This window comes from Streptomyces auratus (assembly GCF_050433025.1).
GTDB classification, from domain to species: domain Bacteria; phylum Actinomycetota; class Actinomycetes; order Streptomycetales; family Streptomycetaceae; genus Streptomyces; species Streptomyces sioyaensis.
The window spans coordinates 2,603,323-2,629,515 of sequence record NZ_JBNGCB010000003.1 but is presented as its reverse complement, the minus strand read 5'-3'; the positions used below and the strand labels follow the sequence as shown (position 1 = coordinate 2,629,515).

General features: G+C 72.2%; 22 protein-coding genes and 1 tRNA gene. 14 read left to right on the top strand and 9 right to left on the bottom strand.

What is annotated here, in order from left to right; translation table 11 throughout:
• Positions 1-4: 4 nt before the first annotated feature.
• Entirely contained in the window at positions 5-1,009 is a 1,005-nt protein-coding gene (gene meaB, locus BKA18_RS31235) for a methylmalonyl Co-A mutase-associated GTPase MeaB (RefSeq protein ID WP_366044666.1), read from the top strand.
• Between the two features lie 43 nt (positions 1,010-1,052).
• On the opposite strand, the gene BKA18_RS31230 is transcribed toward meaB, so the two are convergent.
• The gene (locus tag BKA18_RS31230) at positions 1,053-1,559 is read right to left on the bottom strand and encodes an ATP-binding protein (RefSeq protein WP_366044667.1); all 507 of its coding nucleotides are present in this window, start codon (positions 1,557-1,559) and stop codon (positions 1,053-1,055) included.
• Between the two features lie 196 nt (positions 1,560-1,755).
• Between BKA18_RS31230 and BKA18_RS31225 the strand changes: the two genes are divergently transcribed.
• Complete coding sequence (locus BKA18_RS31225; protein ID WP_096212106.1) at positions 1,756-1,998, top strand: DUF397 domain-containing protein; 243 nt, start codon at positions 1,756-1,758, stop codon at positions 1,996-1,998.
• Between the two features lie 245 nt (positions 1,999-2,243).
• The gene (locus BKA18_RS31220; protein WP_366044669.1) at positions 2,244-3,149 is read left to right on the top strand and encodes a helix-turn-helix domain-containing protein; all 906 of its coding nucleotides are present in this window, start codon (positions 2,244-2,246) and stop codon (positions 3,147-3,149) included.
• A gap of 67 nt (positions 3,150-3,216) precedes the next feature.
• Here the strand turns inward: BKA18_RS31220 and BKA18_RS31215 are convergent, their stop codons facing one another.
• Positions 3,217-4,032: an SAM-dependent methyltransferase gene (locus BKA18_RS31215; protein WP_366044670.1), complete on the bottom strand. Its 816-nt coding sequence runs from the start codon at positions 4,030-4,032 to the stop codon at positions 3,217-3,219.
• 672 nt (positions 4,033-4,704) lie between these two features.
• Here BKA18_RS31215 and BKA18_RS31210 point away from each other — a divergent pair.
• Together BKA18_RS31210 and BKA18_RS31205 are read left to right on the top strand one after the other, a co-directional pair.
• Positions 4,705-5,352, top strand: a complete 648-nt coding sequence (locus BKA18_RS31210; protein WP_366044671.1) for a TetR/AcrR family transcriptional regulator — start codon at positions 4,705-4,707, stop codon at positions 5,350-5,352.
• Between the two features lie 90 nt (positions 5,353-5,442).
• A complete protein-coding gene (locus tag BKA18_RS31205; protein ID WP_366044672.1) occupies positions 5,443-6,315 on the top strand; it encodes a class I SAM-dependent methyltransferase in 873 nt (290 codons plus the stop codon).
• Between the two features lie 24 nt (positions 6,316-6,339).
• Here BKA18_RS31205 and BKA18_RS31200 read toward each other — a convergent pair whose 3' ends face one another.
• Complete coding sequence (locus BKA18_RS31200; protein WP_366044673.1) at positions 6,340-7,662, bottom strand: PucR family transcriptional regulator; 1,323 nt, start codon at positions 7,660-7,662, stop codon at positions 6,340-6,342.
• A 192-nt stretch (positions 7,663-7,854) separates the two neighbouring features.
• Between BKA18_RS31200 and BKA18_RS31195 the strand changes: the two genes are divergently transcribed.
• Positions 7,855-9,384: a hypothetical protein gene (locus tag BKA18_RS31195; protein WP_366044674.1), complete on the top strand. Its 1,530-nt coding sequence runs from the start codon at positions 7,855-7,857 to the stop codon at positions 9,382-9,384.
• Positions 9,385-9,499: 115 nt separating this feature from the next.
• Here the strand turns inward: BKA18_RS31195 and BKA18_RS31190 are convergent, their stop codons facing one another.
• Complete coding sequence (locus BKA18_RS31190; RefSeq protein WP_366044675.1) at positions 9,500-9,970, bottom strand: DUF6314 family protein; 471 nt, start codon at positions 9,968-9,970, stop codon at positions 9,500-9,502.
• 294 nt (positions 9,971-10,264) lie between these two features.
• On the opposite strand from BKA18_RS31190, the gene BKA18_RS31185 reads away from it, so the two are divergent.
• From BKA18_RS31185 to BKA18_RS31175, 3 genes are read left to right on the top strand one after another with little or no spacing between them, the layout of a single operon-like run.
• Positions 10,265-11,734, top strand: coding sequence for an aldehyde dehydrogenase family protein (locus tag BKA18_RS31185; RefSeq protein WP_366044676.1), 1,470 nt, complete (start codon positions 10,265-10,267; stop codon positions 11,732-11,734).
• Positions 11,731-13,305: an APC family permease gene (locus tag BKA18_RS31180; RefSeq protein WP_366044677.1), complete on the top strand. Its 1,575-nt coding sequence runs from the start codon at positions 11,731-11,733 to the stop codon at positions 13,303-13,305. Before BKA18_RS31185 ends, BKA18_RS31180 begins: the two co-directional genes overlap by 4 nt.
• 14 nt (positions 13,306-13,319) lie before the next feature.
• Entirely contained in the window at positions 13,320-14,882 is a 1,563-nt protein-coding gene (locus tag BKA18_RS31175; RefSeq protein WP_366044678.1) for a GMC family oxidoreductase, read from the top strand.
• Positions 14,883-15,191: 309 nt separating this feature from the next.
• Here the strand turns inward: BKA18_RS31175 and BKA18_RS31170 are convergent.
• Positions 15,192-15,279, bottom strand: a tRNA-Leu gene (locus BKA18_RS31170).
• Positions 15,280-15,384: 105 nt separating this feature from the next.
• On the opposite strand from BKA18_RS31170, the gene BKA18_RS31165 reads away from it, so the two are divergent.
• On the top strand, positions 15,385-16,719 hold the full coding sequence (locus tag BKA18_RS31165) for a DUF2254 domain-containing protein (RefSeq protein ID WP_366044679.1): 1,335 nt from the start codon (positions 15,385-15,387) through the stop codon (positions 16,717-16,719).
• 76 nt (positions 16,720-16,795) lie between these two features.
• Here the strand turns inward: BKA18_RS31165 and BKA18_RS31160 are convergent, their stop codons facing one another.
• Together BKA18_RS31160 and BKA18_RS31155 are read right to left on the bottom strand one after the other, a co-directional pair.
• A complete protein-coding gene (locus BKA18_RS31160) occupies positions 16,796-18,391 on the bottom strand; it encodes an aldehyde dehydrogenase family protein (protein ID WP_366044680.1) in 1,596 nt (531 codons plus the stop codon).
• A gap of 386 nt (positions 18,392-18,777) precedes the next feature.
• Positions 18,778-19,155, bottom strand: coding sequence for a chorismate mutase (locus BKA18_RS31155; protein ID WP_366044681.1), 378 nt, complete (start codon positions 19,153-19,155; stop codon positions 18,778-18,780).
• Positions 19,156-19,780: 625 nt separating this feature from the next.
• On the opposite strand from BKA18_RS31155, the gene BKA18_RS31150 reads away from it, so the two are divergent.
• Both BKA18_RS31150 and fdhD read left to right on the top strand, forming a co-directional pair.
• On the top strand, positions 19,781-20,176 hold the full coding sequence (locus tag BKA18_RS31150; protein WP_366044682.1) for an FAD-dependent monooxygenase: 396 nt from the start codon (positions 19,781-19,783) through the stop codon (positions 20,174-20,176).
• A gap of 187 nt (positions 20,177-20,363) precedes the next feature.
• Positions 20,364-21,230, top strand: a complete 867-nt coding sequence (gene fdhD / locus BKA18_RS31145; protein ID WP_366044683.1) for a formate dehydrogenase accessory sulfurtransferase FdhD — start codon at positions 20,364-20,366, stop codon at positions 21,228-21,230.
• A 27-nt stretch (positions 21,231-21,257) separates the two neighbouring features.
• Here fdhD and BKA18_RS31140 read toward each other — a convergent pair whose 3' ends face one another.
• Complete coding sequence (locus BKA18_RS31140; protein WP_366044684.1) at positions 21,258-21,701, bottom strand: MarR family winged helix-turn-helix transcriptional regulator; 444 nt, start codon at positions 21,699-21,701, stop codon at positions 21,258-21,260.
• A gap of 154 nt (positions 21,702-21,855) precedes the next feature.
• Between BKA18_RS31140 and BKA18_RS31135 the strand changes: the two genes are divergently transcribed.
• A complete protein-coding gene (locus tag BKA18_RS31135; protein ID WP_366044685.1) occupies positions 21,856-22,797 on the top strand; it encodes a quinone oxidoreductase family protein in 942 nt (313 codons plus the stop codon).
• 242 nt (positions 22,798-23,039) lie between these two features.
• The gene (locus BKA18_RS31130) at positions 23,040-25,013 is read left to right on the top strand and encodes an exo-alpha-sialidase (RefSeq protein WP_366044687.1); all 1,974 of its coding nucleotides are present in this window, start codon (positions 23,040-23,042) and stop codon (positions 25,011-25,013) included.
• Positions 25,014-25,041: 28 nt separating this feature from the next.
• On the opposite strand, the gene BKA18_RS31125 is transcribed toward BKA18_RS31130, so the two are convergent.
• A complete protein-coding gene (locus tag BKA18_RS31125) occupies positions 25,042-26,130 on the bottom strand; it encodes a bile acid:sodium symporter family protein (RefSeq protein WP_366044688.1) in 1,089 nt (362 codons plus the stop codon).
• Between the last annotated feature and the right edge of the window lie 63 nt (positions 26,131-26,193).

The window sequence follows — 26,193 nt, the reverse complement described above, 5'->3', positions numbered from 1 at the left end:
GGACATGCCGGCGAGGATCGATGTCGAACGGTACGCCGAGGGGGTCCGCGCGGGGTCCAGGGCCTGGATCGCCCGCGCCGTCACCCTGGTCGAGTCCACCCGCCCCGACCACCGGGCGGCAGCCCAGCGGCTGCTGATCGAGCTGCTGCCGTACTCCGGTGCGGCCCGCAGAGTGGGCATCAGCGGCGTGCCGGGCGTCGGAAAGTCGACCTTCATCGACGCCCTCGGCACCCTGCTGACGGGTATGGGGCACCGGGTGGCGGTGCTCGCCGTGGACCCGTCCTCCAGCCGTACCGGCGGCTCCATCCTGGGCGACAAGACCAGGATGGAGCGGCTGGCGACCGACCCGGCGGCGTTCGTCCGGCCCTCCCCCACCTCCGGCACGCTGGGCGGAGTGGCGCGGGCCACCCGCGAGTCCATCGTGGTGATGGAGGCGGCGGGCTACGACGTCGTCCTGGTGGAGACGGTCGGCGTCGGCCAGTCCGAGACGACCGTGGCCAACATGGTCGACACCTTCCTGCTGCTGACCCTGGCGCGCACCGGCGACCAGCTCCAGGGCATCAAGAAGGGCGTACTGGAGCTGGCGGATCTGGTCTCCGTCAACAAGGCCGACGGGCCGCACGAGCGGGACGCCCGGTCCGCGGCCCGTGAACTGGCCGGTGCGCTACGGCTGTTGCAGCCTGTGGACGCGGCCTGGACACCGCCCGTCCTGACCTGCAGCGCCCGCGAGGGCACCGGTCTGAAGGCGCTCTGGGAGCGGGTCGAGCAGCATCGCACCCTGCTGAATTCCACCGGCGCGCTGGCCGAGCGGCGCCGCACCCAGCAGGTCGACTGGACATGGTCGATGGTCCGGGAGCGGATGATCGACCGGCTCCAGGAGCACCCCGAGGTGCGCCGGCTGGGCCCCGAGGTCGAACGTGCGGTGCGCGACGGCGAGCTCACCGCGACGCTGGCGGCCGAACGGCTGCTGACGGCGTTCGGCCTGGGAGACGTTCCCCCGTCGGCCTGAGCGGCAGCTCGCGCCACACCCCCGTAGCGGCGCGAGCTGCCCCTCAGCCGCGGTCCGACACCGTCGCCCAGACGGTCTTCCCGGACCGGTCCGGTGGCGTCCAGCCCCAGGCGTCGCTCAGCCGGTCGACGATCTGCAGACCGCGCCCGGATTCGGCCAGGGTGTCCTGGGGCCTGACGACGGGCGCGCCGGCGCCGGCGTCCGAGACCGCGCACAGCACCGTGGCACCCTGCCGGGTCAGGGCTAGCCAGGCCGGCCCCAGGGGCGCCAGGGCCGCACGGCGCTCCCGCTCCCCCGATGTCCGGCTGCCGTAGCGCAGTGCGTTGCTGACGAGTTCGGACACGACCAGCGCCGCGTCCTCGGCGACGCCGGCACACAGTTTCCAGCCTTCCAGCGTCACCCGGGTGAACCGGCGGGCCTCCGACACGGTGCGGGCCGAGCTGCTCAAGGCGCACGCGGCGAAGTCGTCCGGGGCGGGCATCCACCAGGCGTCGTCACGCGCTTCATCCCGGAGGGCGTCGTGCACGGTCTCTGCCGGATGAGTGGTCATCAACATCTCCGCGAGGGGGATTTCGGGACTGGGCCGGACTGCCTCGGAGAGCTAATATCCTCGTCAGCCGTCCGTCGGTGCAAGTGCATCTGCAATTACATCGGTAAGTACGGCCACCCAGGGGCGCGTTCACGCCAAGGTGAGCGCAGGCTCGGAATCGATCGGAGGAACGTCCTCCAGCAAGGGAGCATCTGTGATGGAGCCGGTGACCAACGGCATACGGGCGACCAGCATCGAGGGGGCCGTCTGGCGCAAGAGCCGCCGCAGCAACCCGAGCGGCAACTGCGTTGAAGTGGCGGTTCTTTCGGACGGCGGCATCGCGGTGCGCAACTCCCGCTTCGCCTCGGGTCCGGCGCTGATCTACACGCGCGACGAGATGACGGCCTTCGTCCAGGGCGCCAAGGACGGCGACTTCGACGACCTCATCGGCCACGCGTGACGCATATGTCGGCCGAATATCCGCCCTGGGTGTACGGCGGCTGGGGGCGATGGGACACTGGGCGTTCGCCCGACCACCCAGGGGAGTCAGCATGAGCGAGCGCAGCGAGCGAATCGTGGGAAGGTGCGCGCCACGCGAATGCGGGGCCGAGCGAAGCGAGGTTTCGGCATGAGCGAGCGCAGCGAGCGAATCGTGGAAAGGTGCGCGCCACGCGAATGCGGGGCCGAGCGAAGCGAGGTTCGGGGATGAGTGCCGCGCAGCCGAGCGGCGATCCGTCTCTGCGCCGCTACCTCGAACACCCGCGGGGCGGCCCGACCGTCCTGCGCATCGTGCTGGGCACACAGCTTCGCCGGCTGCGTGAAGCGGCCGGCATCACCCGCGAGGCCGCCGGGGACGCCATCCGCGGCTCGCACGCGAAGATCAGCCGCCTGGAACTGGGGCGGGTGAGCTGCAAGGAGCGGGATGTCGCCGATCTGCTGACGCTCTACGACGTCACCGACGAATCGATCCGCTCGGACTTCCTCAAACTGGCCCGCCGGACCAGCACTCCCGGCTGGTGGCATCAGTACGGCGATGTGCTGCCGGGCTGGTTCGAGACGCATATCGGCCTCGAAGAGGCCGCCTCGGTGATCCGCACCTACGAAGTCCAGTTCGTACCGGGCCTGTTGCAGACCGCGGACTACGCCCGCGCGGTGACCCAGCTCGGTCATCCGCGGGCCTCGGCCGAGGAGATCGAGCGACGGGTGCAGCTGCGCGTCCAGCGTCAGGAGCTGCTGACCGTCCCGGACGCGCCGCGGGTGTGGGCCGTGATCGACGAGGCCTCGCTGCGCCGTCCGCTCGGCGGGCCCGAGGTGATGGCGGGCCAGCTCAGACATCTGCTGAAGAGGGCCGAGCTGCCGAACGTCACGGTGCAGATCGCGCCGTTCAGCCTCGGTGGCCTGGCGGCGGCCGGCGGGCCGATCACGATCCTGCGGTTCCTGGAGCCGGATCTGCCGGACATCGTCTATCTGGAGCAGCTGACCAGCGCGCTCTATCTGGACAAGCGCGATGACGTCGACCACTACCTCGCGGTGATGGACCGGCTCAGCGCCCAGTCCGAGTCGCCGCGGGAATCCCTGGTGATGCTGGAACGGCTGCTCAAGGAGAGCTGACGCGCCGAACCGAGCGGCAGAGGGGCGGGCCTCGATGGAGCCCCGCCCCTCTTCGCTGTGCGGCCGCTTACGGCTTGCGTGCGACACCGCCGAACTCGATCCATTCCTGGGTGAGCTGCTTGGGGCCGAGGTCCGCATCCGGCATCCAGGTGGAGACCTCCACCAGGCCCGGTTCCTGGACCTCCAGCCCCTCCAGGAACCCTGCCAGCTCATGCGCCTGGCGCACCCGGCCCCACTGGCCCTGGGTGCTGACCCGCATGAACTCGGTGACGAAGTCGCGGGTGGCGGCGTCCTCGCTGACCAGCTGGCACACCACCAGGAAGCTGCCCGGCACCAGCCGGTCGGCGACCCGCTTGATGAGACCGGCCGGGTCGTCGGAGTCCGGGATGCAGTGGAGCACGGAGACGAACAGCGCGGCGACGGGCTGGTCGAAGTCGATCAGCCGGGTCACCTCGGGGCTGCCCAGGATGCCGTCGGTGTCCCGCATGTCCGCCTGGATGACGGCGGTGTGGTCGTTCTCCTCCAGCAGCGCGCGGCCGTGCGCCAGCACGATGGGGTCGTTGTCGACGTACACCACGCGGGACTGCGGGTCGATCTGCTGGGCGACCTGATGGACGTTGTCCTGCGTCGGCAGGCCGGAGCCGTGGTCGATGAACTGCCGGATGCCGTGCTCGCGGGCCAGCCAGCGGACCACCCGCTGGAGGAAGCGCCGGTTGTTGATCGCCAGCACCTGTGTGCTCGGCACGACCTTGCTCAGCTCTTCGCAGGCCTCGCGGTCGACGGCGTAGTTGTCCTTGCCGCCGAGGTAGTAGTCGTACATCCGGGCCACACTCGGGATGCTGACGTCGACGACGCTGGACTGCGGTCGCGCTTCTTGGCTCATTCGACACTTTCCCGTCGCTTCGGCAGCATTCAGCCAGGGGGCGGCCACGCTCGTTCCGTATGCGTACGACCACGCCCCGCAGGCCCCAACATACCCACCGGACGGGGGTTGTTGCAGGCAAGTGACCGGGTCCCCCGCACGGAGTTGCGGCTGCTCCTCCGAAGGCGGGCGGCAAACCCAACAGGCGGACGAATCAAGGGGGTTCAATCGGCCACGCGGGGTCCGGGGGAGGCACCCGCACGGCCCTTCCGGCCGGGAATCGCCCCGCCGGGTCAGGGTCCGGCCGGGTCCGAGCCGCAGGCCGGCCGTGCCAAGCTCGCCGAGTCGGCGGCCCACCGGGTCACCGGCCTGCCGGGGGCGGGGTGCGGGCCGCCGCCTCGCCACTCATCGGCGGCGGCCCGCTCTCACTTCCCCCGGCGACACCCAGCGCCGGGCTCCGCCCCGTGTGACACGGCCCGGCCGAGGAGCACTCCCGGCTCGTGCCACATGCGGCTCCGCCTCGGCCTCACCCGATCAACAGCCGTTGCGGAACGGGGCGTTACGGAGAATCGCCTACCACCCTCGGGACGCTTTACACCTGCCGACGATCACGACGACGAGCCTTCCCCACGCCCCGCAGACTTACTTTTACGTAAACTTACTCGCCAGTAAGGTTGCGGTAGGCTGACCCGAATGAGCGACATACGCAGGCAACGCGTCCCCCGGCCAGTCCGGGAGCAGCAGATCATCGACGCGGCGATCCGGGTCTTCGCCCGGCGCGGCTATCACGCCGCGTCGGTGGACGAGATCGCCGAACTCGCCGGAATTTCCAAGCCGATGGTCTATCTCTACCTCGACTCCAAGGAGGGGCTGTTCCTCGCCTGTCTGCGGCGCGAGGCCGAACGCCTGCTGACCGCGTTCCGAGCCGCCGCGGGCCCCGCACACTCCCCCGAGCTGCGACTGCGGGCCGGACTCCTCGCGTTCTTCACCTTCGTCGCCGAACACCGCGACAGCTGGGTGGTGCTGCACCGTCAGTCCTCGGAGCCGAGCCCGGCGATCACCACGGAGCTGGCCCGGTCGCGGCGGGCGCTGCTGGCGGAGGTCACCGGGCTGGTGCGGGCCGACATCGAGGAGAGCGACGGACCCGCCTGCCCCGAGGACGACGCCGAGTTCGTGACGTACACCCTGGTCGGTGCGGCGGACTCGCTCACCGACTGGATGGCGCTGCACTCCGGCGAGCCCCCCGAGCGGATCACCCTGCGGCTGATGAACATGGTGTGGGTGGGGATGCGCAATGTGCTCGACGGGGAGGTGTGGACGACGCCGTCCGGGACGCCGTAGGAGCCTGCGCCCGCCCCGCGCCCGCCTGGTGGGCGGGCTGCTCCGGCCCCGCGGGGTGGACTCCCCCCGCCCCGCGGGTAGGAGGGACGGATGACCACAGAGAAGAGCGAGCCGGCGCCGCTCCCGGGGACCCTGCCCACCACCGAGGAGATGGTCCTGGCCAACCAGGCGAACTGGGACGCGCGCACCCCCGTCCATGTGGCCAGCGCGTTCTACGGGCTGGACGGTTCACGGACCGCCGAGGACTGGTTCGCGCCGTTCGAGTGGACGGATCTGGGGGATCTGACGGGGCGGGAGGTGCTGCATCTCCAGTGCCATCTGGGCACCGAGACCGCCGCGTTCGCCGAGCGGGGCGCCGCGCACACGGTGGGGCTGGACTTCTCCGCCGCGGCCGTGGCCCAGGCGCGGCGGCTCGCCGCGCAGGCCGGCCGGGCCGTGGAGTTCGTCCGGTCGGATGTGCACCGGGCCGTGGAGGCGCTCGGCGGGCGGCAGTTCGACGTGATCTACACCGGCAAGGGGGCGCTGTGCTATCTGCCGGACCTGACGGCCTGGGCGGAGGTCGTCAGCGCGCTGCTCCGGCCCGGCGGGACGTTCTATCTGGTCGAGTTCCATCCGCTGCTGGACGCCCTGGGGCCGACGCCGAGCCCGGAGCGGCAGCAACTCCGGCTGCATCACGACTATTTGGGCGGACGCGGACCGATCCGAAGCGACACCCCCTGCACCTACACCGACGGTCCGCCGGTGCAGGGCGCCACGACCAGCTATGAGTGGCGGCACGGCCTCGGGGAGGTCATCTCCTCGGTGATCGGCGCGGGGATGACCGTCCAGCTGGTCCGGGAGACCGAGCTGCTGCCCTGGAAGCGGTTCGATGCCATGGTGCCGTCCGAGAACGGCTGGTGGCGGCTGCCACCGTCGGAGCCGATCATTCCGTTGCTGTATGCGCTGCGGGCGGTGAAGCCCTGAGTTCCGGCGGCACGGGCGCAGGCCTCAGCCCGCCTGGCCGTGGAGGCGCCGGTGGGCCAGCGCCCACCAGATCTCCGCCAGATCGGCCGGGTCGCGCAGGCTGGTTCCGGTGATCTCCTCGAAGCGCCGGAGCCGGTTGCGCAGGGTGTTGGGGTGGACGTACAAGGTCCGGGCGGCGGCGTCCAGACGCAGTCCCTGCCGCAGGTAGGCGGCCGCCGCCTCCTCCAGCTGGGCACCGTCCTCGCCGCGTTCGGCCAGCGGCGCGAGGCGCAGCCGCACCAGCCCCTCCCCCACAGCGGGGAGCGCCACGACCGTGGCCCGCAGCCCCAGTTCCTCACGGGTGAACGCACCGACGAGCCCGAAGCCGACGGCGGCCCGCAGTGCCTGGGTGGCCCGGGTGAATTCCGCGGCGAGGCCGGAGGGGGTGACCGGCGCGCCCAGCCCCAGGACCAGGCTGCGGCACAGCCCGGCCGGGCGCCCGGCCAGCAGCCCGGCCACGTCGCCGTCCACGGTCGTGACCAGGGGCCGGCCCGCCGTATCCAGCGCGAGCCAGGGGCGCAGCGCGGCGACGATCCGGTGGAAGGCACGGTCGCCGGGGCCGGGGTGACCCGGGGGTTGCCCTCCGGGGGCGGCCCCTGAACCGCCGGACGGGACGGCCTCGGGTAGAACGACCTCGGACGGGACGACCGCGGGCAGGCACGCGCGGAACGGGAGGCGGAGCGCACTGCGGTCGTACGAGCCGTCCGTGAGCTCCCCGTCGTCGGGCCCGACGGCGCCCGTCCCGTCTGTGGACAGCGAATCGTCCCACCGTGCCTGACCGAGCAGCAGGGCGCGGACCAGCGCCGCGCGCCGGCGGTCCGTCCTCGCGTCCTCCTGGATCCCGACGCGGCAGCTGCGGACGATGCGCAGGGTGTTGGCGTCGACCCAGGCACGCAGGGTCTCGGCGATCGGCAGCAGGTCCTCGGCGGTGCCGCGGCGGGCCGCCATCTCCTCGCCGAACCGCCGCCAGACGACGTCCGTGCCGATCCGGTAGGCCGAGATGATGTCCTCGACGGGCAGCGCGCGGGCCAGCGCCGCGATCTCGTCGAGGTGGGTCTCCGGGATGCCGTAGCCGGCGCCTTCGCCGGGCGCGGCTCCCTGCGGGCTCCGCCGCTCCTCGGACCAGCGCTGCACCAGCGACAGGCTGTTGCGCAGGGACGCCATCACCCGTGGCCGGAGCTGGTGCAGTGACACCACGGCGTAGGAGGGGAGTTGGGCCCGGAGCCCGTCGACGACCTCGTCGGTGAGGGCGTCGATGGCGGTGTGCAGCGCGGCGACGGCCTCCGGCACCGTTGTGGATGTCTCCACGCGTCCCCTCCCGACTCGGTGTCTTTCCCCATGGCGAAAGCGATCATTCGTCGCCATGCTACGAGGAAGCCGCCCGAACCCCTACAGATGTTCGATGTTGGATGACTTTTCCCCCGTCATCCGGATCGTTCCGGCGTTCGGCAGGCGGCTCCGTAGTGCCTCCTTGCCACCCCCCGCACCCCAAGGAATTCCATGGCTGTTTCCTGGCGCCGGATCGCGGTGCCCGCCGCCGCGGTCGGCGTACTCGTCCCCGCCGCCCTCGGCACCCATGCGCTCCTGTCGCACTCCGACGACCCCGGCTCGTCCCCGGCCGCCATACGGGCCGCCGGGTCCGCGGGGCCGGACTCCGCGCCGGACGACACCGCAGGAGCGTCCGGCCCCGAGGGCGGCGCCGTGGCCGCCCAGCCGTCCAACGCGCCCACCGGTTCCGGCCGTTCGGTCGCGGTCCGGCTCTCGTCGTACGACGCGCACGGCAAGCGGGCGGTGCTCAAGCCGTCCGCCGGCAAGACCGTGCGCACCGGCGATGTCATCGCCGCCGCGCCGAACCGGCACGCCCCCTCGGGCGCGCTGTTCAAGGTGGGCAAGGTCACCGGCTCCCGGGACGGCGAGGTCCGGGTGACCACCGCCCCCGCGACGCTCTCCGAGCTGCTCGGCAATCAGAAGGTGGACCAGCGCACGGCGTTGCGGGCCGGTGAGCTGACCGTCAAGCCGCTGTCGTCCGGTGTCACCGTGCAGAACCCGGGCACCGGCCAGGGCGGCGGCGCCTCGGCCACGCCGTCCGGCGAGCCGGGTACGCCCGCCGGCGGCAGCCCGGACGCCTCGCCCAGCCCCTCCCCGAGCCCCTCGGCGAGCGCCGCGTCGAACGCGCCGGGGATGCGCGCCCAGCTCACCCACCCCGCCGCGGGCGCGGCCGGTGCCGCCTCCCGCGACACGCTGCCGCCCGGCGCGGCGAAGGCGCTCACCACCTTGCGGCTCGGCGTCAACGTGCCGCTGCCCAAGGGTGTGCAGGCCACCGACAGGTCCCCGGCCCGGCTGTCCGGTGAGGTGACGTTCCGGCCCGAGCTGATCTTTCAGTACGAGAAGCGCGGCGGGCTGAACCTGCTGCCGCAGCGCGCGGCCGTCGGCCTCGGCGGCTCCTACGCCTATGGCTGGCAGGTGCACGGCAAGGTCCGCGGGACCGCCGACACCGGGCAGGTCTCCGTGCCGCTGGCGGCGGTCACCGGCCGGCACGTCTTCTGGGTGGGCCCGGTTCCGGTCGTGGTGAGCACCGAGGTCACCTTCACCTACCGCTTCACCGCGGGCGGCCGCATCGTCCTCGACGCCGACCAGCGCACCTCCGGGGCGTTCGCCGTGGGCGCGAAGTACGACCGCGCGAACGGCTGGCAGCCGCTGCACACGGCGGACCAGCAGACGAAGGGCTCCGCTCCCCGGGTCGAGGGCGCGGCCACGGCGACCGCCCGTATCGGGGCGCGCGCCGAGGTGTTCCTCTACGACACGGCGGGCGTCGGCGGCGAACTGTCCGTCCACCTCACCGGACGGGCCGCGGCGGCCCATGGCGGCGGGGCCCCGGCGTGGTCGCTCAGCGCGGGCTACGACCTGAAGACCGAGCTGATGCTGCAACTGAAGATCTTCGGCATCCAGCTCGTCGATCTGCGGACCACTCCGTTCGCCCTGCACGACGAGCGGAAGCTCTTCGGGCACGGCAAACTGCCCGCCGCCTGAGCCGGCAGCTGCCGGACGACAGACCGCGCCCCCGGGGGAACTCCTGCCCCCGGGGGCGCCTTTCGGTGTCCAGGGGCCGCGGGTGCGCCGTTGCCGTGGCCATGGGCCGCGGCACTCACCCCCGGCGCCGGTAGACCGAACACAGCAACTGGTCCTTCGCCGGCCCGGCGACCCGCCACCGCAGATGCCATTCGTCCGCCGTGACCGCGGTGAAGCATCCCTCGTAGCGGTCCTCGGCACAGGGGTGGACGGCGGTCCACCGGCCGGCTCTGAGGTCGAGGTCGTGGAAGGGCCGGCCGTCGGCGAAGTCGACGGCGGCGGTGCCTTCCGGGCGGGGCCGCAGCCGCAGCGTGCGGCTCGCCGGGTGCACCGCTCCGTCCCAGGTCAGCTGCCCTTCCTCATGGTGCAGCAGAGCGCCGGCCGCGTCGTCGGGCCGGAACTCTGCGGTGCCGCGGAAGTGCCCCTCGATGCCGGTCCGCAGGTCGTGGACGGTGCGCTCGACGTCCCAGCGGCCGGCCAGATAGGCGGCGGCATCGGGCACCGGGTACGGGTGCGGACGCGAGAGGTCCGGGCCCGGCTCCGCCACCGGTCCCGGGTGTGGCCCCGGCTCCGACGCCCGCCGATCCCCCCGATCACGCTCCTTGCCCATCCCCCCATTCTCCCGTCCGCCGACCCCGTCACTCCGTCGGCCCCACCCGGGGCCGCCCTCCTCTCCCCCGGCCGCTCGTACCGTGCGCAGCAGCACCGCCCGTCTTACTCTCGGTGCAGTGATCGTCACCGAGGTCCGCACGGCGGGCCAGCCGGCGGCCTGACGCCGCCGGCCGGGGCGCCGCGCCCGCCGCTGCCGCCTCGTACGAGCCCGGAGACCGGAGGCAGCACCATGCCGGATCTGTTCATCGGTGGTCAGTGGACCGCAGCGGCCGACGGGCAGCTGCGCGAGATCCGCTGCCCCGCGGACGGCACGCTGGTCGCGACGGTCGACGAGGGCGGGCCGAAGGACGTGGCGGCGGCGGTCTCCGCCGCCCGTACCGCCTTCGACGACGGGTCCTGGCCGCGGACGCCGGCGGCCGAGCGCGCCCGGGTGGTGCTGCGGGTCGCCGAGCTGCTGGAGCGCGACAAGAGCGCGCTGGCCCGGGCCGAGTCGCTGGACACCGGCAAGCGGCTGGTCGAGAGCGCCTACGACATGGACGACATCGCCAACTGCTTCCGCTACTTCGGCAACCTCGGCGCGGCCGGCGGCATCGACCGGGTGGTGGACGCCGGCGCCCCGGAGGTCGACAGCACGGTGCGGTACGAGCCGGTCGGGGTCTGCGCGCTGATCACCCCGTGGAACTACCCTCTGCTGCAGACCGCCTGGAAGGTCGCCCCCTGCCTGGTCACAGGCAACACCTTCGTCCTGAAGCCCAGTGAGCTGACCCCGCACACCGCCCTCCACCTCATGCGGCTGCTGGCCGAGGCGGGCGTGCCGGACGGCGCCGCCAATCTGGTGCTGGGCACGGGACAGGGCGTGGGCGCGCTGCTGACCGAGGACTCGCGGGTGGACATGGTGTCGTTCACCGGCGGTCTGGCCACCGGCCGGCGCATCATGGCCGCGGCGGCGCCCACCGTGAAGAAGATCGCGCTGGAGCTGGGCGGCAAGAACCCCAACATCGTGTTCGCCGACGCCGATTTCGACACCGCCGTCGACTACGCCCTGATGGCGGTCTTCCTGCATTCCGGGCAGGTCTGCTCGGCCGGCGCCCGGCTGCTCGTCCAGGAGGAGTTGCACGATGCGTTCGTCGACGAGCTGGTCTCCCGCGCCCAGCGGATCCGGCTCGGCGGACCGTTCGACGAGTACGCCCGCACCGGCCCGCTGATCTCGGCCGCGCACCGGGCGAAGGTCGAGGCGTATGTGGCGGCCGGGCTCGACGAGGGCGCCGTCCTCCTCTGCGGCGGCTCGGCACCCGACGACCCCTCGCTGTCCCACGGCTTCTACTATCTGCCGACCGTGCTGGACGAGTGCACCCCGGACATGTCCGTCGTCCGCGACGAAAGCTTCGGCCCGGTGCTGACCGTCGAGCGGTTCCGGGACGAGGACGAGGCGGTCTCGCTCGCCAACGACACGGTGTACGGGCTGGCCGGCGCGGTGTGGACACAGGACAGCGAACGGGCGCACCGGGTCGCCGCCCGGCTGCGCGCGGGAACGGTGTGGATCAACGACTTCCATCCGTATGTGCCGCAGGCGGAGTGGGGCGGTATGAAGCAGTCGGGCGTCGGAAGGGAGCTGGGGCCCGCGGGGCTGGCCGAGTACCAGGAGGCCAAGCACGTCTGGCGCAATACCGCACCGCGTCCGCAGAGGTGGTTCGAGTGACCGATCCCGCAGCGTCCCGGCCCGATCCCGCGGCCGGCCACCCGCACGAGGACGAGGCGATCGCCGAGCTCGGCTACAAGCCGGAACTCAAGCGCACACTGGGCAACTTCCACACCTTCGCGGCCGGCATCAGCTACATCTCGATCCTCACCGGCACCTTCCAGCTGTTCTACTTCGGTATCGCGCACGGCGGCCCGGCGTACTGGTGGTCCTGGCCGATGGTCTTCCTCGGGCAGCTGATGGTGGCGCTGTGCTTCTGCGAGCTGGCCGCCCGCTATCCGGTGGCCGGGTCGATCTACAACTGGGCCAAGAAGCTCGGCGGCCCGCACATCGGCTGGCTCGGCGGCTGGATGATGCTGACCGCCTCCATGGTCTCGCTGTCGGCGGTGGCACTGGCGTACCAGGTGACGCTGCCGCAGATCTCGTCGTGGTTCCAGTTCATCGGCGACGGCACCGGCAAATCCGCCGCCGAGAACGCCGTCCTCCTCGGCACCGTGCTGATCGCCTTCACCACCCTGGTCAACGCCTTCGGCGTGAAGCTGATGGCCCGGATCAACTCCGCGGGCGTGGCGATCGAGCTGATCGCCGCCATCGTCCTGGTCCTGCTCCTGGCCGCACACATCACCCGCGGCCCGTCCGCGGTGACCGACACCTTCGGTCTGGGCCAGGGCCAGAGCCTGGGCTACTTCGGCGCGTTCCTCACCGCGTCGCTGGCCTCGGCCTACGTGATGTACGGCTTCGACACGGCCTCCTCGCTCGGTGAGGAGTCCAAGGACCCCGGCCGCAACGCCCCCCGCGCGATCCTGCGGGCCCTGGTCGCGTCCTTCCTCATCGGCGGCCTGATCCTGCTGTTCGCCCTGCTGGCCGTGCCCGATCTGCACGCCAAGGAGCTGTCCGTGGACGGCCTGCAGTACGTGGTGCTCTCCACGCTCGGGTCGACCGTGGGACAGATCGTGCTCTGGTGTGTGGTCATCGCGATCACCGTGTGCGAACTGGCGGTGCACACCGCCGGCATCCGGCTGGCGTTCGCGATGGCCCGGGACAACAACCTCCCGGCCGCCTCGCTGCTCGCCAAGGTCAGCCCGCGCTTCCAGACCCCGGTGCTGCCGGCCGTCATCATCGGGCTGGTGGGGATCGGCATCCTGCTCATCAACGTCAACCAGCCGCAGATCTTCTCGGTGATCACCAGCATCGCGATCATCATGATCTATCTGGCCTACCTGGCGGTCACCCTGCCGATGCTGGTCCAGCGGCTGCGCGGCAACTGGACACCGGTCGAGGGGAGGTTCTCGCTCGGCAAGTTCGGCCTTCCGGTGAACGTACTCGCCGTGCTCTGGGGCTTCGGGATGTCCGTCAACCTCGCCTGGCCGCGCGCCACGGTCTACAACGCGACCGGCCCCCAGCACTGGTATCTGCGCTGGGGCGCCTTCTTGTTCATCGGAGTCGTGGGCCTCGGCGGATTCGCCTACTACTGGTTCGTCCAGCGCAAGAAGACGGGCGTCCTGGCCATGCACGCCGCCGTCACCTCCGACACCGGCCCCCCGGGCGACAGCGGCGCCCCCACCCCCTGATCTGGAGCGGCACGATGGCCCAAGAGACCCCTGTGGACGAGTTCGACTATGTGGTGGTCGGCGGCGGCACGGCCGGTGCCGTCGTCGCCGCCCGGCTCAGCGAGGACCCGGCGGTCAGCGTCTGCCTCCTGGAGGCCGGCCCCAGCGACGTCGGCGACGACAACATCCTGCGGCTGGACCGCTGGATGGGACTGCTGGAGTCCGGCTACGACTGGGACTATCCGGTCGAGCCGCAGGAGAACGGCAACAGCTTCCTGCGGCACGCCCGCGCCAAGGTGCTCGGCGGCTGCTCCTCGCACAACTCGTGCATCGCCTTCTGGGCCCCGGCCGAGGACCTCGACGAGTGGGCGGCGATGGGCTGTACGGGCTGGAGCGCGGCCGACTGCTTCCCGCTCTACCAGCGGCTGGAGAACAACGACGCCCCCGGAGACCACCACGGCCGCAGCGGCCCGGTCACCTTGCGCACCATCGCGCCCAACGATCCGTGCGGGGAAGCCCTCCTGAAGGCCTGCGCGGCCGCCGACATCCCGACGACGCCGTTCAACTCCGGCGAGACCGTCATCCGCGGCGCCAACTGGTTCCAGATCAACTGCCTCCCCGACGGCACCCGTTCGTCGGCCTCGGTGTCGTATCTCCACCCCGTCATGGGCACCCGCAAGAACCTCGAGGTACGCACCGGACTCCAGGCCAAGCGCCTGAACTTCGACTCCTCCCGGCACTGCACCGGCGTGGACTATCTCGCCCCCGACCTGATCCACACCCGCACCGTCCGCGCCCGTCGCGAGACCGTCGTCTCCTGCGGCGCCATCGACTCCCCGAAACTGCTCATGCTCTCCGGCATCGGCCCGGCCACCCATCTGCGCGCCACCGGCATCGACCCGCTCGTCGACTCCCCCGGTGTCGGCTCCTCCCTCCAGGACCACCCGGAGGGCGTGATCATGTGGGACGCCAAGCAGCCCATGGTCACCTCGTCCACCCAGTGGTGGGAGATCGGCATCTTCGCCGACACCGAACCCGGCCTCGACCGCCCGGACCTGATGTTCCACTACGGCTCGGTGCCCTTCGATCTGAACACCTTCCGCCGCGGCTATCCGACCTCGGAGAACGCCTTCTGTCTGACCCCGAACGTGACCCGCGCCCGCTCCCTGGGGACGGTACGTCTGCGCACCCGCGACTTCCGCGACAAGCCCAAGGTCGACCCGCGCTACTTCACCGATGAACACGATGTGCGCGTGATGACGCACGGGCTCCGCCTGGCCCGCGAGATCATTTCCCAGTCCCCCATGGCCGAGTGGGCCGGCACCGAACTCGCCCCCGGGCCCTCCGCGCACTCCGACGCCGAGCTCCTCGACTACGTCCGCACCACCCACAACACCGTCTACCACCCGGCCTGCACCGTCCGAATGGGCGCGGCGGACGACCAGGCGACCCCGCTCGATCCCCAGCTGCGCGTGAAGGGCGTCACCGGTCTGCGGGTCGCGGACGGTTCGGTGATGCCGTTCCTGACCACCGTGAACCCGTGCATCACCACGATGATGATCGGGGAGAAGTGTGCGGACCTGATGCGCAGCGGCTGATCCGGGCACACCGAAGACCTACGAGGTGGGCTCCCTGCGTCGGCATTGTCCGCATCAGGTGCTAGGGGTCGCCGTCCGGTCTTACGACCTTTCAGCCTCTCAGCCTGACCTTCCGTCCTTCTCCTCGGCGAGAGCCAGAGCTCCCTTCCCCGAGGCTTGGCCGGTCAAACTCCCTCGCTCGCCCCGTAGGCCGGATTCCAGGATACTCCGAAACAAAGGGGATGGAAGGGGTGATTTGGACATCAATTGCGCCGCGGCTGGGCGATGCCCCAGAAATGCAGAAAACCCCTGGTCAACAGGGGTTTTCGCTGGTGTCCGAGGGGGGACTTGAACCCCCACGCCCGATAAAGGGCACTAGCACCTCAAGCTAGCGCGTCTGCCATTCCGCCACCCGGACTAGGTGTGATCTTCACGGGGCGTTCCCCGCGGCGACATGGACAACAATACCAAGGTTTCGGAGTGCCTTTCACCTGCGTATCCGCCCGCCACATAACCTCGATTTATGGGCAATGAGGGACAAATCTCGCATACCGATGGTCCGCGCAGGCCAAAAGCGTTTTCCCCACTGCGGGAGCATCTGCGGGACACGTTCTGGTTCGCGCCCATGGCGGGACTGGTGGGCGCGTCCCTGCTGTGGTGGGCCGCAAGCTCGCTCGATCTTGAAATCATCGCGAGTCTCCAGCAGGAGCATGCCTACACAGAGGTCCGGGAGCTGGTCTCGCTCACCGAGGACACCAAGGTCATCGTGACGACGATCAGCTCGGCGATGCTGACCTTCATCGGTGTGGTCTTCAGCATTTCGCTGGTCGCGCTGCAGATGGCGAGCGGTCAGCGCACACCGCGGGTGGTGCGGATCTTCATCCGCAGCCGGATCAGCAAGCTCACGTTCACGGTCTTCCTCGCGACCTTTCTGTTCTCGCTGCTGGTGCTCACCTCCTACGAGAGCGAGCCCAATCCGCGGCAGGTGACCTCGGTGCCCGTGGTGCAGAGCCTGCTGACGCTGATGCTGGTGGGGCTCAGCCTGGTGTTGTTCGTCGTCTATGTGTCCGCCACGCTGCGGCTGATGCAGGTGGGCCCGGTGGTCGACCGGATCACCCAGGAGACGCTGCGGATGCTGGCGCGTCAGGGGACGGGTGCGCAGGGCACGGGGTCCGAGGTGCCGTCGGCGCCCGAGACGGGGCGGGTGGCGCACGAGGGGCGGGCCGGTGTGGTGCTGGATGTGCATGTGGCGCGGCTGGTGCGGGTGGCGCGGCGGCACGGGGTCGTCCTGCGGCTGATCCCGCGGATCGGGGACTTCGTCCTGCCGGGGGCGCCGGTGCTCGCGGTGCACGGCGGGACCGTGCCGCCGCGGCGGGCGCTGCGGTACACGGTGTCGGTGGGGCGGGAGCGCACCTTTCACCAGGACCTCGGGCTCGGACTGCGGCAGCTGTCGGACATCGCGCTGCGGGCGCTGTCGCCGGGGGTGAACGATCCGACCACGGCCGTGCAGTGCCTGGACCGGATCGTGCAGATTCTGGCGGCGGTGGCGCGGCGCCCGCTCGGGACGGTGCACCACCGGGACCGCCGGGGTGCGGTGCGGCTGACGCAGAGCATTCCGGACTGGACGGCTCTGGTGGATCTGGGACTGACCGAGATCCGGGCGGCCGCGGTGCACAGTCCGCAGCTCACCCGGCGGATCCTGGCCGGGATCGAGGATCTGTTGCTGCTCGCACCGCAGGGCCGGCAGGAGCCGCTGCTGCGGCACCGCACGCTGCTCCTGCAAGCGATTGCGCGTGCGGTGCCGGCGGCGGCGGACCGGCGGTTCGCCTCGTCTCCGGACCGGCAGGGGATCGGCTAGGTGTGCTGTCCGGAGAGGTTGGTGACGCGGCTAGCTGGTGCGCACCCGATCCGCCACCCGCCGGTCCGGGTCCGGGTTACGGCATCAGGTGGTAGTCCGGGAAGTTGCCCGGCAGGCGTTCGGCGGCCGGGCCCTCGGTCACCGCCCGTACCAGGAGTTCGCCCCCCACGAACGCGCCGCTCCAGGAGTTGCCGAAGCCGCCGAAGAGCTCGTCGCGGTCGCCGCGGGAGCGGGGCTTGCCATGGCCGACCTTGAAGGCGCGGATCTGCGGGGCGAGGCGGTCGTAGGTCTCCTTGTCGTCGCAGGACAGGCTGGCGACCAGGGCGCCGTTGCTGGCGTTCATGGCGGCGAGCAGCTCGGCCTCGGTGTCGACGAGCACGATGGTGTCGACGGGGCCGAACGGCTCGGCGTGGTGGAGCGGGGAGGAGGAGGGCGGGCCCAGCAGCGTGGTGGGCGGGAAGTAGGCCGAGGTGTCCTGGGAGGACAGGAAATGGCCGTCGGCGAGGCTGCCCCGGTGCAGGGGGACGGCGCCCCGGGCAATCGCCTCGGAGGTGAGGTCGGCGAGCTCCTTGGCCTTGCCGGCGTTGATCAGCGGGCCGAAGTCGAGTTCGGGGAGCGGGTCCGCGGGATCGGCGACGGCCAGCGGGTGTCCGAAGCGGACGCTGCGCACGGCCGGGAGATAGGCCGTGAGGAAGTCGGCGAAGGCCTCGCGCTGGACGACGAAGCGGGGGTAGGCGGTGCAGCGCTGCTTGGCGTAGTCGAAGGTCTTGCGCAGCAGCGGCGTCAGGGCCGGCCAGTCGCTGAAGTTCCAGATCCCCCAGGTGTTGAGGCCCTCCTGTTCGAGGATGTGGCGCTTTCCGAGGTCGGCGACGGCGGTGGCGACCCGGCCGCCGGTGTCCCGGCCGCCGACGAAGGAGACACAGCCGATCTCCGGTGAGCGCACCAGGGCGGGCGAGAGCTCCTTGCCGCTGCCGCTGACGAGGGTGGCCGGCACCCCCTCGCGGGCGGCCAGGGCGCAGGCGAGGGTGAGCGTGACCAGGCCGCCGTCGGTGGGGGTCTTGGCCATCACCGCATTGCCGGCCAGCGCCTGCACCAGCATCGCGTGGATCAGCACCGACATCGGATAGTTCCAGCTGGCGATGTTGCTGACCGGGCCGGGCAGCGGGGCGCGGTCGGCGAGCATCCGCTCGATCTCGGAGACGTACCAGCGGACGCCGTCGATGGCGCGGTCGACGTCGGCCTGCGCGAGTTTCCAGGGCTTGCCGATCTCCCAGACCAGCAGCAGGGCGAGCAGTTCCCGGTGCTCGGTGAGGGCGTCGAGGGTGGCGGAGATCCTGGCCTTGCGCTCGGTCAACGGGACCTGGCGCCAGGCCCGGTGCTGGTCGAGGGAGGCGCGTACGGCATGCAGCGCGGCATCCGCGTCCAGGCGGGGCGGACCGGCGATGGGGGTGCCGTCGACGGGGCTGGTGGCGGGCAGCGGAGCGCCGTCCGGGTGCCAGGCGCCGGCCCACAGATTGAGGGCCCGGTCGTCGCGGAACGCTTCGGGGGCCGCGGCCAGACTGCGCTGCCAGGCGTCCTGCCAGGACGTTCCGGGCTTGAGGGCGAGCGTCGGGGCGGGCGTGGTGCGCGCGTTCCGCTGCGGGTTCGAGGTGGATTCGGGGGTGGGTGCCATCGGTTGTCTCCGCTCTCGGTGCACGGCCGGAGGGGCAGGGTGGTGGCGCTCGGGCGGTCCCCGGGGAACCGCGTTACTGGACGGTAGTGGGCAAGGGGGCACTGCGGGACGGTCCGGCGTCAGGTATGGCGAGTGTCACTCGGCGCGGGCGACGGGGCCACCTGGGTGAGGCGACCGGTGGGCGGGGGCCGGGGTGGCCGGTTTCGGGCGGGTCCGCCCGAAAGGAGGTGCGCCGGCTCCAGCGACGCTCAAGTCGCCCTCCACGGTGGGGACTTGGGTCGGCCTCGGCCCGGCCCGGGACGGCGGGGTCCGTCGCACACGGGCACACGACGAGGGTGGGCGGGCCCGCACGGCCCGCCCACCCTCGTACGTCGTCTGCCCAGGACTCAGCCCGCGGCCGGTTCGGCCGGTTCCGCCGCCCCCTCCTGGGTACGGTCGGCGATCGCCCGGTGATGGCGGACCACCTCGCCGATGATGAAGTTGAGGAACTTCTCGGCGAAGGCCGGGTCCAGCTTGGCGTCCTCGGCCAGGCGGCGCAGCCGTTCGATCTGCGCGGCCTCGCGGGCCGGGTCGGCGGGCGGCAGGTGGTGCCGGGCCTTCAGTTCGCCGACCTGCTGGGTGCACTTGAAGCGCTCGGCGAGCAGATGCACCAGGGCGGCGTCGAGGTTGTCGATGCTGCCGCGCAGGTAGCTCAGCCGCTCACGGGCCGCCTCGTCCGCGACGGAGGTCGCGTCGCCGGCCGCCGGTGCTGTCCCTTCGCTCATGTGCGTCTCGCCATTCGTGATCGGTCGGGTGCCCGTGCCCTGGGGTGCTTCGGGTACGTCAGGGGTGGTCGCGTAGGTCATGGGTGATCGACACGCACATTACCCGGACGGTGGCCGTCGACCGGCGCTGATCTCACGGAGCGGACCGGCGGGAATCCGCACCGGACGACGCCGGCGGGAAGCGGTCCCGAACAGGGGCGCGGCGGCAGGGTGGGCGCCGGATGCGGCGGGGAGCGGAGCGTGCGCGGAGGCTTCGGCGGTGCCGTGCGGCCCGGCGCAGCCCGTCGGACTCCCCCGGACGACCGTCGTACGCCCGGTGGCGGGACCCCCCACAGATCCCGCCACCGGGCCGCTTGACGCGGAACCGCGGTGTGCGCCGGCCCCGGCTCAGGCATATACCCAGGCCGATGCCCGGCCATCCCTCCCGCGGCACATGTACGGAATTCTGTTGCCCTCCCCTGATTACCGGGCGCGGAAGGGGAACTCCTGCGACAATGCGCCCGATGACGGAGGTGGCCGTCGGGCCGCGGGACCGCGCCCGCACCGCGTCACGGGCGAGTTGCTGCCGCCGTACTGTGGCGGACTGCTGGAGCTGACGACTCGTCAAGAGTTGTTCCTCCAGCCCATGTACGACTTCACGGCGCCGCGCTACACCGCCGGCCGGCTGGTGCTCGCGGGCGATGCGGCCACCGTCGTCCGGCCGCACACCGGCGGCGGCGCGATCAAGGCGCTCCAGGACGCCGTCGCTCTGGAGGCCGCGCTGCGGGCCCTGCCGGAGCGGCCGGATGCGCTGGAGGCGTACGGCACCGAGCGCAGCAGGACCGGCCGGAGCATGGTCGAGCTGGGGCGGCGGCTGGGGCGGGTCTTCGTCCAGGACACCCCGGACTGGCGGACGCTGGACCAGACCGGACTGGAGGCGGCCTGGGCCGCGGCCGACGGCTCGGGCGCCTTCGGCGGCCGCGGGCTGAAGGAGGCGGGGCCCGCGGGGAAGGAAGCGGGGCCCGCCGGGCCGGGGCGCTGAGCCCGTGCAGGAGCCCGTCCCGCCCATGTAGGGCCCGCCCGTCCCGTGCAGGAGAATGGGAGGGTCGAGGGCGCCGTGGCGCACCACGTCCCCGGTGACCCCCGACAGCCTCTGCCTCCAGGGCCGCTTCGGCTGTCCGCAGCTACACCACCGGATCCAGGGCCGGTGAGGACGGGACTGATCAGACATGGGACGGGTCACCGAGCGACGCCGCGTCATCCGCATCCGCGACGGTGTCGTGAGCACCCGCCCGGACACCCTCGTCGCCGAGGAGCCGATGGAGATCCGGCTCGGCGGCAAGCCACTGGCGATCACGATGCGCACTCCGGGGGACGACTTCGCGCTCGCCGCCGGCTTCCTCGTCAGCGAAGGCGTCCTGGCGCGCGCCGACGAGCTGACGCACATCGTCTACTGCGCGGGCGCGACCGGCGGCGAGGCCGGGAACGGGGAAGGCGCGAACACCTACAACGTCGTGGATGTGCGGCTCGCGGACGGGGTTCCGGTTCCGGACATCACCCTGGAGCGCAACGTCTATACGACCTCGTCGTGCGGGCTGTGCGGCAAGGCCAGCCTGGACGCGGTGCGCACCCGCACCCGCTGGCCCCTGGACGCCGGCCCCGACACCCCGGTCCGTATCGAGCCGGCGACGCTCGCCGCGCTGCCCGACCGGCTGCGGGCCGCCCAGCGCGTGTTCGAGCGGACCGGGGGCCTGCATGCCGCGGCGCTGTTCACGGCGGACGGCGAACTGCTCGACATCCGCGAGGACGTCGGGCGGCACAACGCCGTCGACAAGATCATCGGGCGGGCGCTCCAGGAGGGGCGGCTGCCGCTGTCCTCCGGCGTGCTGATGGTCTCCGGGCGGGCGTCGTTCGAGCTGGTGCAGAAGGCCGTGATGGCGGGCATTCCCGTGCTCGCCGCGGTCTCGGCGCCCTCCTCGCTCGCCGTCGACCTGGCCGCCGAGACCGGGCTGACCCTGATCGGGTTTCTGCGCGGCTCCTCGATGAACGTGTATGCGGGCGCGCACCGTCTGGCGGTGGACGGAGCGGCCGGCTGAAGCGGCGGCCCGGCACCGGGTCCCCGGTTACTCCTCGGGCAGCGCGATCCGGGTGAGCAGGGCGATCAGCTGCTCGCGTTCGGCCGGGGTCAGGTCCGCGGTCAGCTCCGCGTTGGCCCGGTCACCGAGCCGCTGGGTGCGGCGCAGCCGCCGCCGGCCGTCGGCGGAGATCTCGACGGCGTTCTTGCGGCGGTCCCCCGGGTCGGGCGTGCGGGTCACCAGCCCGTCCCGCTGGAGGTCGTTGACGAGCGCGACCATGTCCTTGGGGTCGATGCCCAGCGTCCGGCCGAGCTCCGCCTGGGAGACCGGGCCGAGTTCGGCGACGGCCGCCAGCACGGCGTGATGCATCATCCGCATGCCTTCGGTGGCCAGGGCATCGGCGACGAGGCGATGGCCCCGGGCGGCGGCGCGGCCCAGCAGCCAGCTGGGGAGCGCGCGGATGCGGGCGGGGGCGTAGGGGGTTTCGGCCATGGACCCACCGTACCCGTAAACCGTTGGGGATGCCCCATGAAAAAACATAGGTGGCTCCAACGGCTTTGTGGTTATCGTTGGGGAGCCCAATAACATCCGATGACATCCGGGAGGCGTGCGCCGACCGGAGACATCCTCCCGGAGGTGTGCCCCCATGCGCCGAGTCCGATTCCATGCCTACGGCGGTCCCGAGGTCCTGCGCGTCGAGGACGCCGAGGAGCCGGTGCCCGGCCCCGGCGAACTCCTCGTCCGCACCGAGGCGATCGGCGTCACGCTGCCGTGCGTACGACGGGTGCGCGGCGACGGCAACGGCGGCGGCGATCCACTGCCCGCCATGCCCGGGGGCGAGATCGCCGGTGTGGTCGTCGCGTGCGGCGCGGACGTCACCGGCTTCGCCGTCGGGGACCGCGTCACCTCGCTCACTCTCACCGGCTCCTACGCCGAACTCGCCCTCGCCCCCGCCTCTCTGGCGAGCCGGATACCGGACGGCGCGACCCCCGTGGAGGCGGTGGCCCTGGTGCGCAGCGGACATGTCGCGCTCGCCGCGCTCAGCACCGCCGCGCCGCGGGGCGCCGAGTCCGTCCTCATCACCGGTGCGGCCGGCGGCACCGGGCATCTCGCCGTCCAACTCGCGAAGCTCCAGGGCGCAGCGCGAGTGGTGGCCGCCGTCAGCTCGGCCGCCAAGGCGGAATTCCTCCGCGGGCTGGGGGCCGATGAGGTGGTGACGTACGACCAGGAGTCCTGGGGCGAGCCGTTCGACGTCGTGCTGGACGGGGTCGGCGGCGAGCTGCTGCCGCGGGCGCTGGCCGCGTCGGCTCCCGGCGGGCGGCTGATCTTCTTCAACTCCGGTGGCGGTACGGTCCCGGCGTACGACCTGCTGGCCGGCGACCGGACCATCACCGGGCTGACCATGCGCCGCTTCGCCGCCGTCCACCGCACGCGCTACGCACAGCACCATGCCCAGCTGTGGGAGCTGGCCGGATCCGGCCGGCTGCGGGCCGCCGTCCATGCCGAACTGCCGCTGGCCGAGGCGGCGAAGGCGCACGAGATCATCGAGGGCAGGACCAATCTCGGCAAGGTGGTCCTGCGGCCGTGAGGGGCGGTGGGCGCCGCGGTGCCGGGTGCCCGGCGCGTTCGGCACTCCCCTCCCCTGTGCCCCGTCCGGCGCACCCGGCGCAGTACTTGCGGGCCGGGCGGGTGAATTCCGGCTGCGGCACGGAGAACCGACGCACGCTCCTTGTCGCGGTCCGCACGCGGCAGTAGCTTCCGTCGCGATGTACATAGGACGTGGGATGTCCTGATGACCCGACGCCGATGCCTCGAAGGGCAGGCCGGACCATGACGTCAGTTCTCCGCGCACACCCCGGTCACCGCAGCAGACCCCGGCGCCGCCGTGCCGCAGCCCTGCTCGGCGCGCTGACCGCCACCGCCCTCGCCCTCCTGCCGACCGCTCCCGCCCGGGCCGCGTCCGCCGGCGCGCCGGGCGCGGCCGGTTCCACGGCGTCCTCCCCGGCCGGCGGATTCGACCAGCAGATCCTCTTCAAGGCGTCCCAAGAACAGGGCTACTTCTGCTTCCGGATACCGGCCGTCGTGGAGTCCGCCCGGGGAACCCTCCTCGCGTTCGCCGAGGGCCGGCGGCACGACTGCGGGGACGCCGGCGACATCGACCTGGTCCTCAAGCGTTCCACCGACGGCGGCCGCACCTGGGGCCCGCTCCAGGTCGTCAACCACGGAGGCGGCGACACTCACGGCAACCCGGCGCCCGTCGTGGACCGCCGCACCGGCCGGATCGTCCTGGCCGAGACCTACAACAAGGGCCGCGCCGACGGCCTCAGCTGCGACGTGCCCTGTGACCGCACCCCGCACCTCCAGTACAGCGACGACGACGGCGCGACCTGGTCCACGCCCCGGGACCTGACCCCTGCCATCCGGCCCCCGCAGTGGAATTCCTGGTACGCCACGGGTCCCGTGCACGGCATCCAGCTCACCCACGGACGGCACCGCGGCCGGCTGGTGTTCGGCATCAACTCCGAGAGCTACGCGGGCAACCGGGTCACCGCCAACCACGCCGCGCTGGTCCACAGCGATGACGGCGGCGCCACCTGGAAGGTCGGCGCGCTGGACACCTGGCCGATCGCCGCCGACGGCACCTTCCGGCAAAAGCCCTCCGAAATGACCCTCCTGGAACGCTCCGACGGCTCGGTCTACGTCAACGGCCGGGAACAGGACGGCACCGATCTGGGCCATCGCACCGCGGCCGTCAGCCGCGACGGCGGCGCCTCGTTCAGCGCGCCGTTCCGCGCGCTGCCCGACCTCTACACGCCGATGGTGCAGGGCTCCGCGCTGCGGCTGCCGCACTCGCCCGCCGCGGGCGGCCGCAGCCGTACCCTCTTCGCGGCGCCCGCCGACCCCGACCGGCGGCGCACCATGACCGTCCGCTCCTCCTGGGACGAGGGCCGCACCTGGGAGAGCGCCGACCGGGGCGCCCGGGTCACCACCGACTGGTCCGGCTACTCGGACCTGGTCGCCGTCTCCCCCGAGGTCACCGGCCTGATGTACGAGGGCGGCGCGGTCGACGCCCGGGACGAGATCCGCTTCGCCCGCTTCACCGAGGCCTGGCTCGGCCCGCGCCGCGGCCCGGACCCCACGACCCGCGACACCGCCCGCGGCGCCCGGCCCGCGCACGTCCTCGGCGGCCCCCGCGGCACCGACGGCCGCTTCGGCGGGGCGCTGTCCTTCGACGGCACGGATGACGCGGTCCGCCTCCCCTTCCGCGCCTCCCTCCCCCTGGGCACCCAGGACTTCACCTGCAGCCTGTGGTTCCGCTACGACACCACGACCGGCGAACAGCCGCTGCTGTGGATGGGCGGGGTGGGCACCAGGACCCCGCAGGTCGCAGTGGAGGGCGACCCCGCCCACGGCCGGCTCGTCGGCCGCCTGACCGCCGTCGACGGCGCCGCGCCGGCCGCCACCGCCCAGGCCGTCACCCACGCCGCCTACAACGACGGCAGCTGGCACCATCTGGCGCTGCGCCGCACCGGCGGCCGGCTGCTGCTCACCGTGGACGGCGACGAGACCACCGTCGTGCCCGATGTCCCGGGGTCGGTCAGCCGGGGCTCGGTCTTCGGTGTGCACCTGGGCCAGAAGCCCGACGGCCGGGTCCAGTTCACCGGGGCGCTGGACGAGGTCCGCGTCTACCGGCGGGCCCTGAGCGACACCGAACTGGCCGCCGTCCGCACCGACAACGCCCCGGCGCCCGGCCCGCTGGTCCTCGGGCTGCCGCTGGACCGGGTGCGTGGGGCGGGACGTTAGGGGCGCGGCCCCAACGTGCGCCGGAGCGTTATGTGCGCGGTCCGGACGGCTGCTGCCCGGCCGCCACCGCCGCCGTCGCCTCCGCCGCGCCACCGGGACCGGCCGGTGTCGTGGCGGGAGCCCCCTCCCGCCGCGGCTCCGGTACGGTGCGGGCCGCCATCCGCTTCGCCAGGACCGCGCACACCATCAACTGCATCTGGTGGAACAGCATCAGCGGCAGCACCACGAGCCCGGCCTGGGCGCCGAAGAGGACACTCGCCATCGGCAGACCGGCCGCCAGGCTCTTCTTCGAGCCGGCGAAGGTGATCGCGATCCGGTCCGCGCGACGGAAGCCGAGCTTCCCGGCGCCGTACGAGGAGGCCGCCAGCATCACCGCGAGCAGCACCGCCTCCACCCCCAGCAGGCAGAGCAGCCGCAGGGCGGAGACCTGGTGCCAGATGCCCTGGACGACGCCGGCGCTGAAGGCGGCGTAGACGACGAGCAGGATCGAGCCGCGGTCCACCCGGCCCAGGACCGTCCGGTGGCGGGTGAGGAACCCGCCGATCCACCGCTGCAGCAACTGCCCGGCGACGAACGGCAGCAGCAGCTGGCAGACGATCTTCAGCAGGGAACCGGCGGAGAAACCACCGCCGTTGCCGTGCAGGACGAGTGCCGCCAGCAGCGGTGTGACGACGATGCCGAGGAGACTGGAGAACGAGCCGGCGCAGATCGCCGCCGCGACATTGCCGCGGGCGATGGCGGTGAAGGCGATCGAGGACTGGACCGTGGACGGCACCAGGCACAGGAACAGCAGCCCGGTGTAGAGGGTGGGCACCAGCACTTCGGGGACCAGGAAACGGGCGGCCAGGCCGAGCAGGGGGAAGAGCACGAAGGTGCAGGCCAGAACGGTGAGATGGAGTCGCCAGTGGCGCAGTCCGGCCAGGGCCTCGCGGCTGGAGAGCCGGGCGCCGTAAAGGAAGAAGAGCAGGGCGACGGCTCCGGTCGAGGCCCCCTCGGCGACGGTGGCGGCCGGTCCGCGGGCGGGCAGCAGCGCGGCCAGCCCGACGGTGCCCACCAGCGCCAGGATGAATCCGTCCACGGGCAGCCGGGAAGGCAGCTTGAGCACAGGGCGGTGCATGATCTCTCTTCGGTCGTGGGGCGGCTCGCGGGCAGGACGGCCGGGTGCGGCCCACCGTCCAGG

Coding starts and splice junctions, on each gene's coding strand:
- meaB (WP_366044666.1), top strand. CDS start 5: ATGCCGGCGAGGATCGATGTCGAACGGTACGCCGAGGGGGTCCGCGCG.
- BKA18_RS31230 (WP_366044667.1), bottom strand. CDS start 1,559: ATGACCACTCATCCGGCAGAGACCGTGCACGACGCCCTCCGGGATGAA.
- BKA18_RS31225 (WP_096212106.1), top strand. CDS start 1,756: ATGGAGCCGGTGACCAACGGCATACGGGCGACCAGCATCGAGGGGGCC.
- BKA18_RS31220 (WP_366044669.1), top strand. CDS start 2,244: ATGAGTGCCGCGCAGCCGAGCGGCGATCCGTCTCTGCGCCGCTACCTC.
- BKA18_RS31215 (WP_366044670.1), bottom strand. CDS start 4,032: ATGAGCCAAGAAGCGCGACCGCAGTCCAGCGTCGTCGACGTCAGCATC.
- BKA18_RS31210 (WP_366044671.1), top strand. CDS start 4,705: ATGAGCGACATACGCAGGCAACGCGTCCCCCGGCCAGTCCGGGAGCAG.
- BKA18_RS31205 (WP_366044672.1), top strand. CDS start 5,443: ATGACCACAGAGAAGAGCGAGCCGGCGCCGCTCCCGGGGACCCTGCCC.
- BKA18_RS31195 (WP_366044674.1), top strand. CDS start 7,855: ATGGCTGTTTCCTGGCGCCGGATCGCGGTGCCCGCCGCCGCGGTCGGC.
- BKA18_RS31185 (WP_366044676.1), top strand. CDS start 10,265: ATGCCGGATCTGTTCATCGGTGGTCAGTGGACCGCAGCGGCCGACGGG.
- BKA18_RS31175 (WP_366044678.1), top strand. CDS start 13,320: ATGGCCCAAGAGACCCCTGTGGACGAGTTCGACTATGTGGTGGTCGGC.
- BKA18_RS31165 (WP_366044679.1), top strand. CDS start 15,385: ATGGGCAATGAGGGACAAATCTCGCATACCGATGGTCCGCGCAGGCCA.
- BKA18_RS31160 (WP_366044680.1), bottom strand. CDS start 18,391: ATGGCACCCACCCCCGAATCCACCTCGAACCCGCAGCGGAACGCGCGC.
- BKA18_RS31155 (WP_366044681.1), bottom strand. CDS start 19,155: ATGAGCGAAGGGACAGCACCGGCGGCCGGCGACGCGACCTCCGTCGCG.
- BKA18_RS31150 (WP_366044682.1), top strand. CDS start 19,781: ATGTACGACTTCACGGCGCCGCGCTACACCGCCGGCCGGCTGGTGCTC.
- fdhD (WP_366044683.1), top strand. CDS start 20,364: ATGGGACGGGTCACCGAGCGACGCCGCGTCATCCGCATCCGCGACGGT.
- BKA18_RS31140 (WP_366044684.1), bottom strand. CDS start 21,701: ATGGCCGAAACCCCCTACGCCCCCGCCCGCATCCGCGCGCTCCCCAGC.
- BKA18_RS31135 (WP_366044685.1), top strand. CDS start 21,856: ATGCGCCGAGTCCGATTCCATGCCTACGGCGGTCCCGAGGTCCTGCGC.
- BKA18_RS31130 (WP_366044687.1), top strand. CDS start 23,040: ATGACGTCAGTTCTCCGCGCACACCCCGGTCACCGCAGCAGACCCCGG.
- BKA18_RS31125 (WP_366044688.1), bottom strand. CDS start 26,130: ATGCACCGCCCTGTGCTCAAGCTGCCTTCCCGGCTGCCCGTGGACGGA.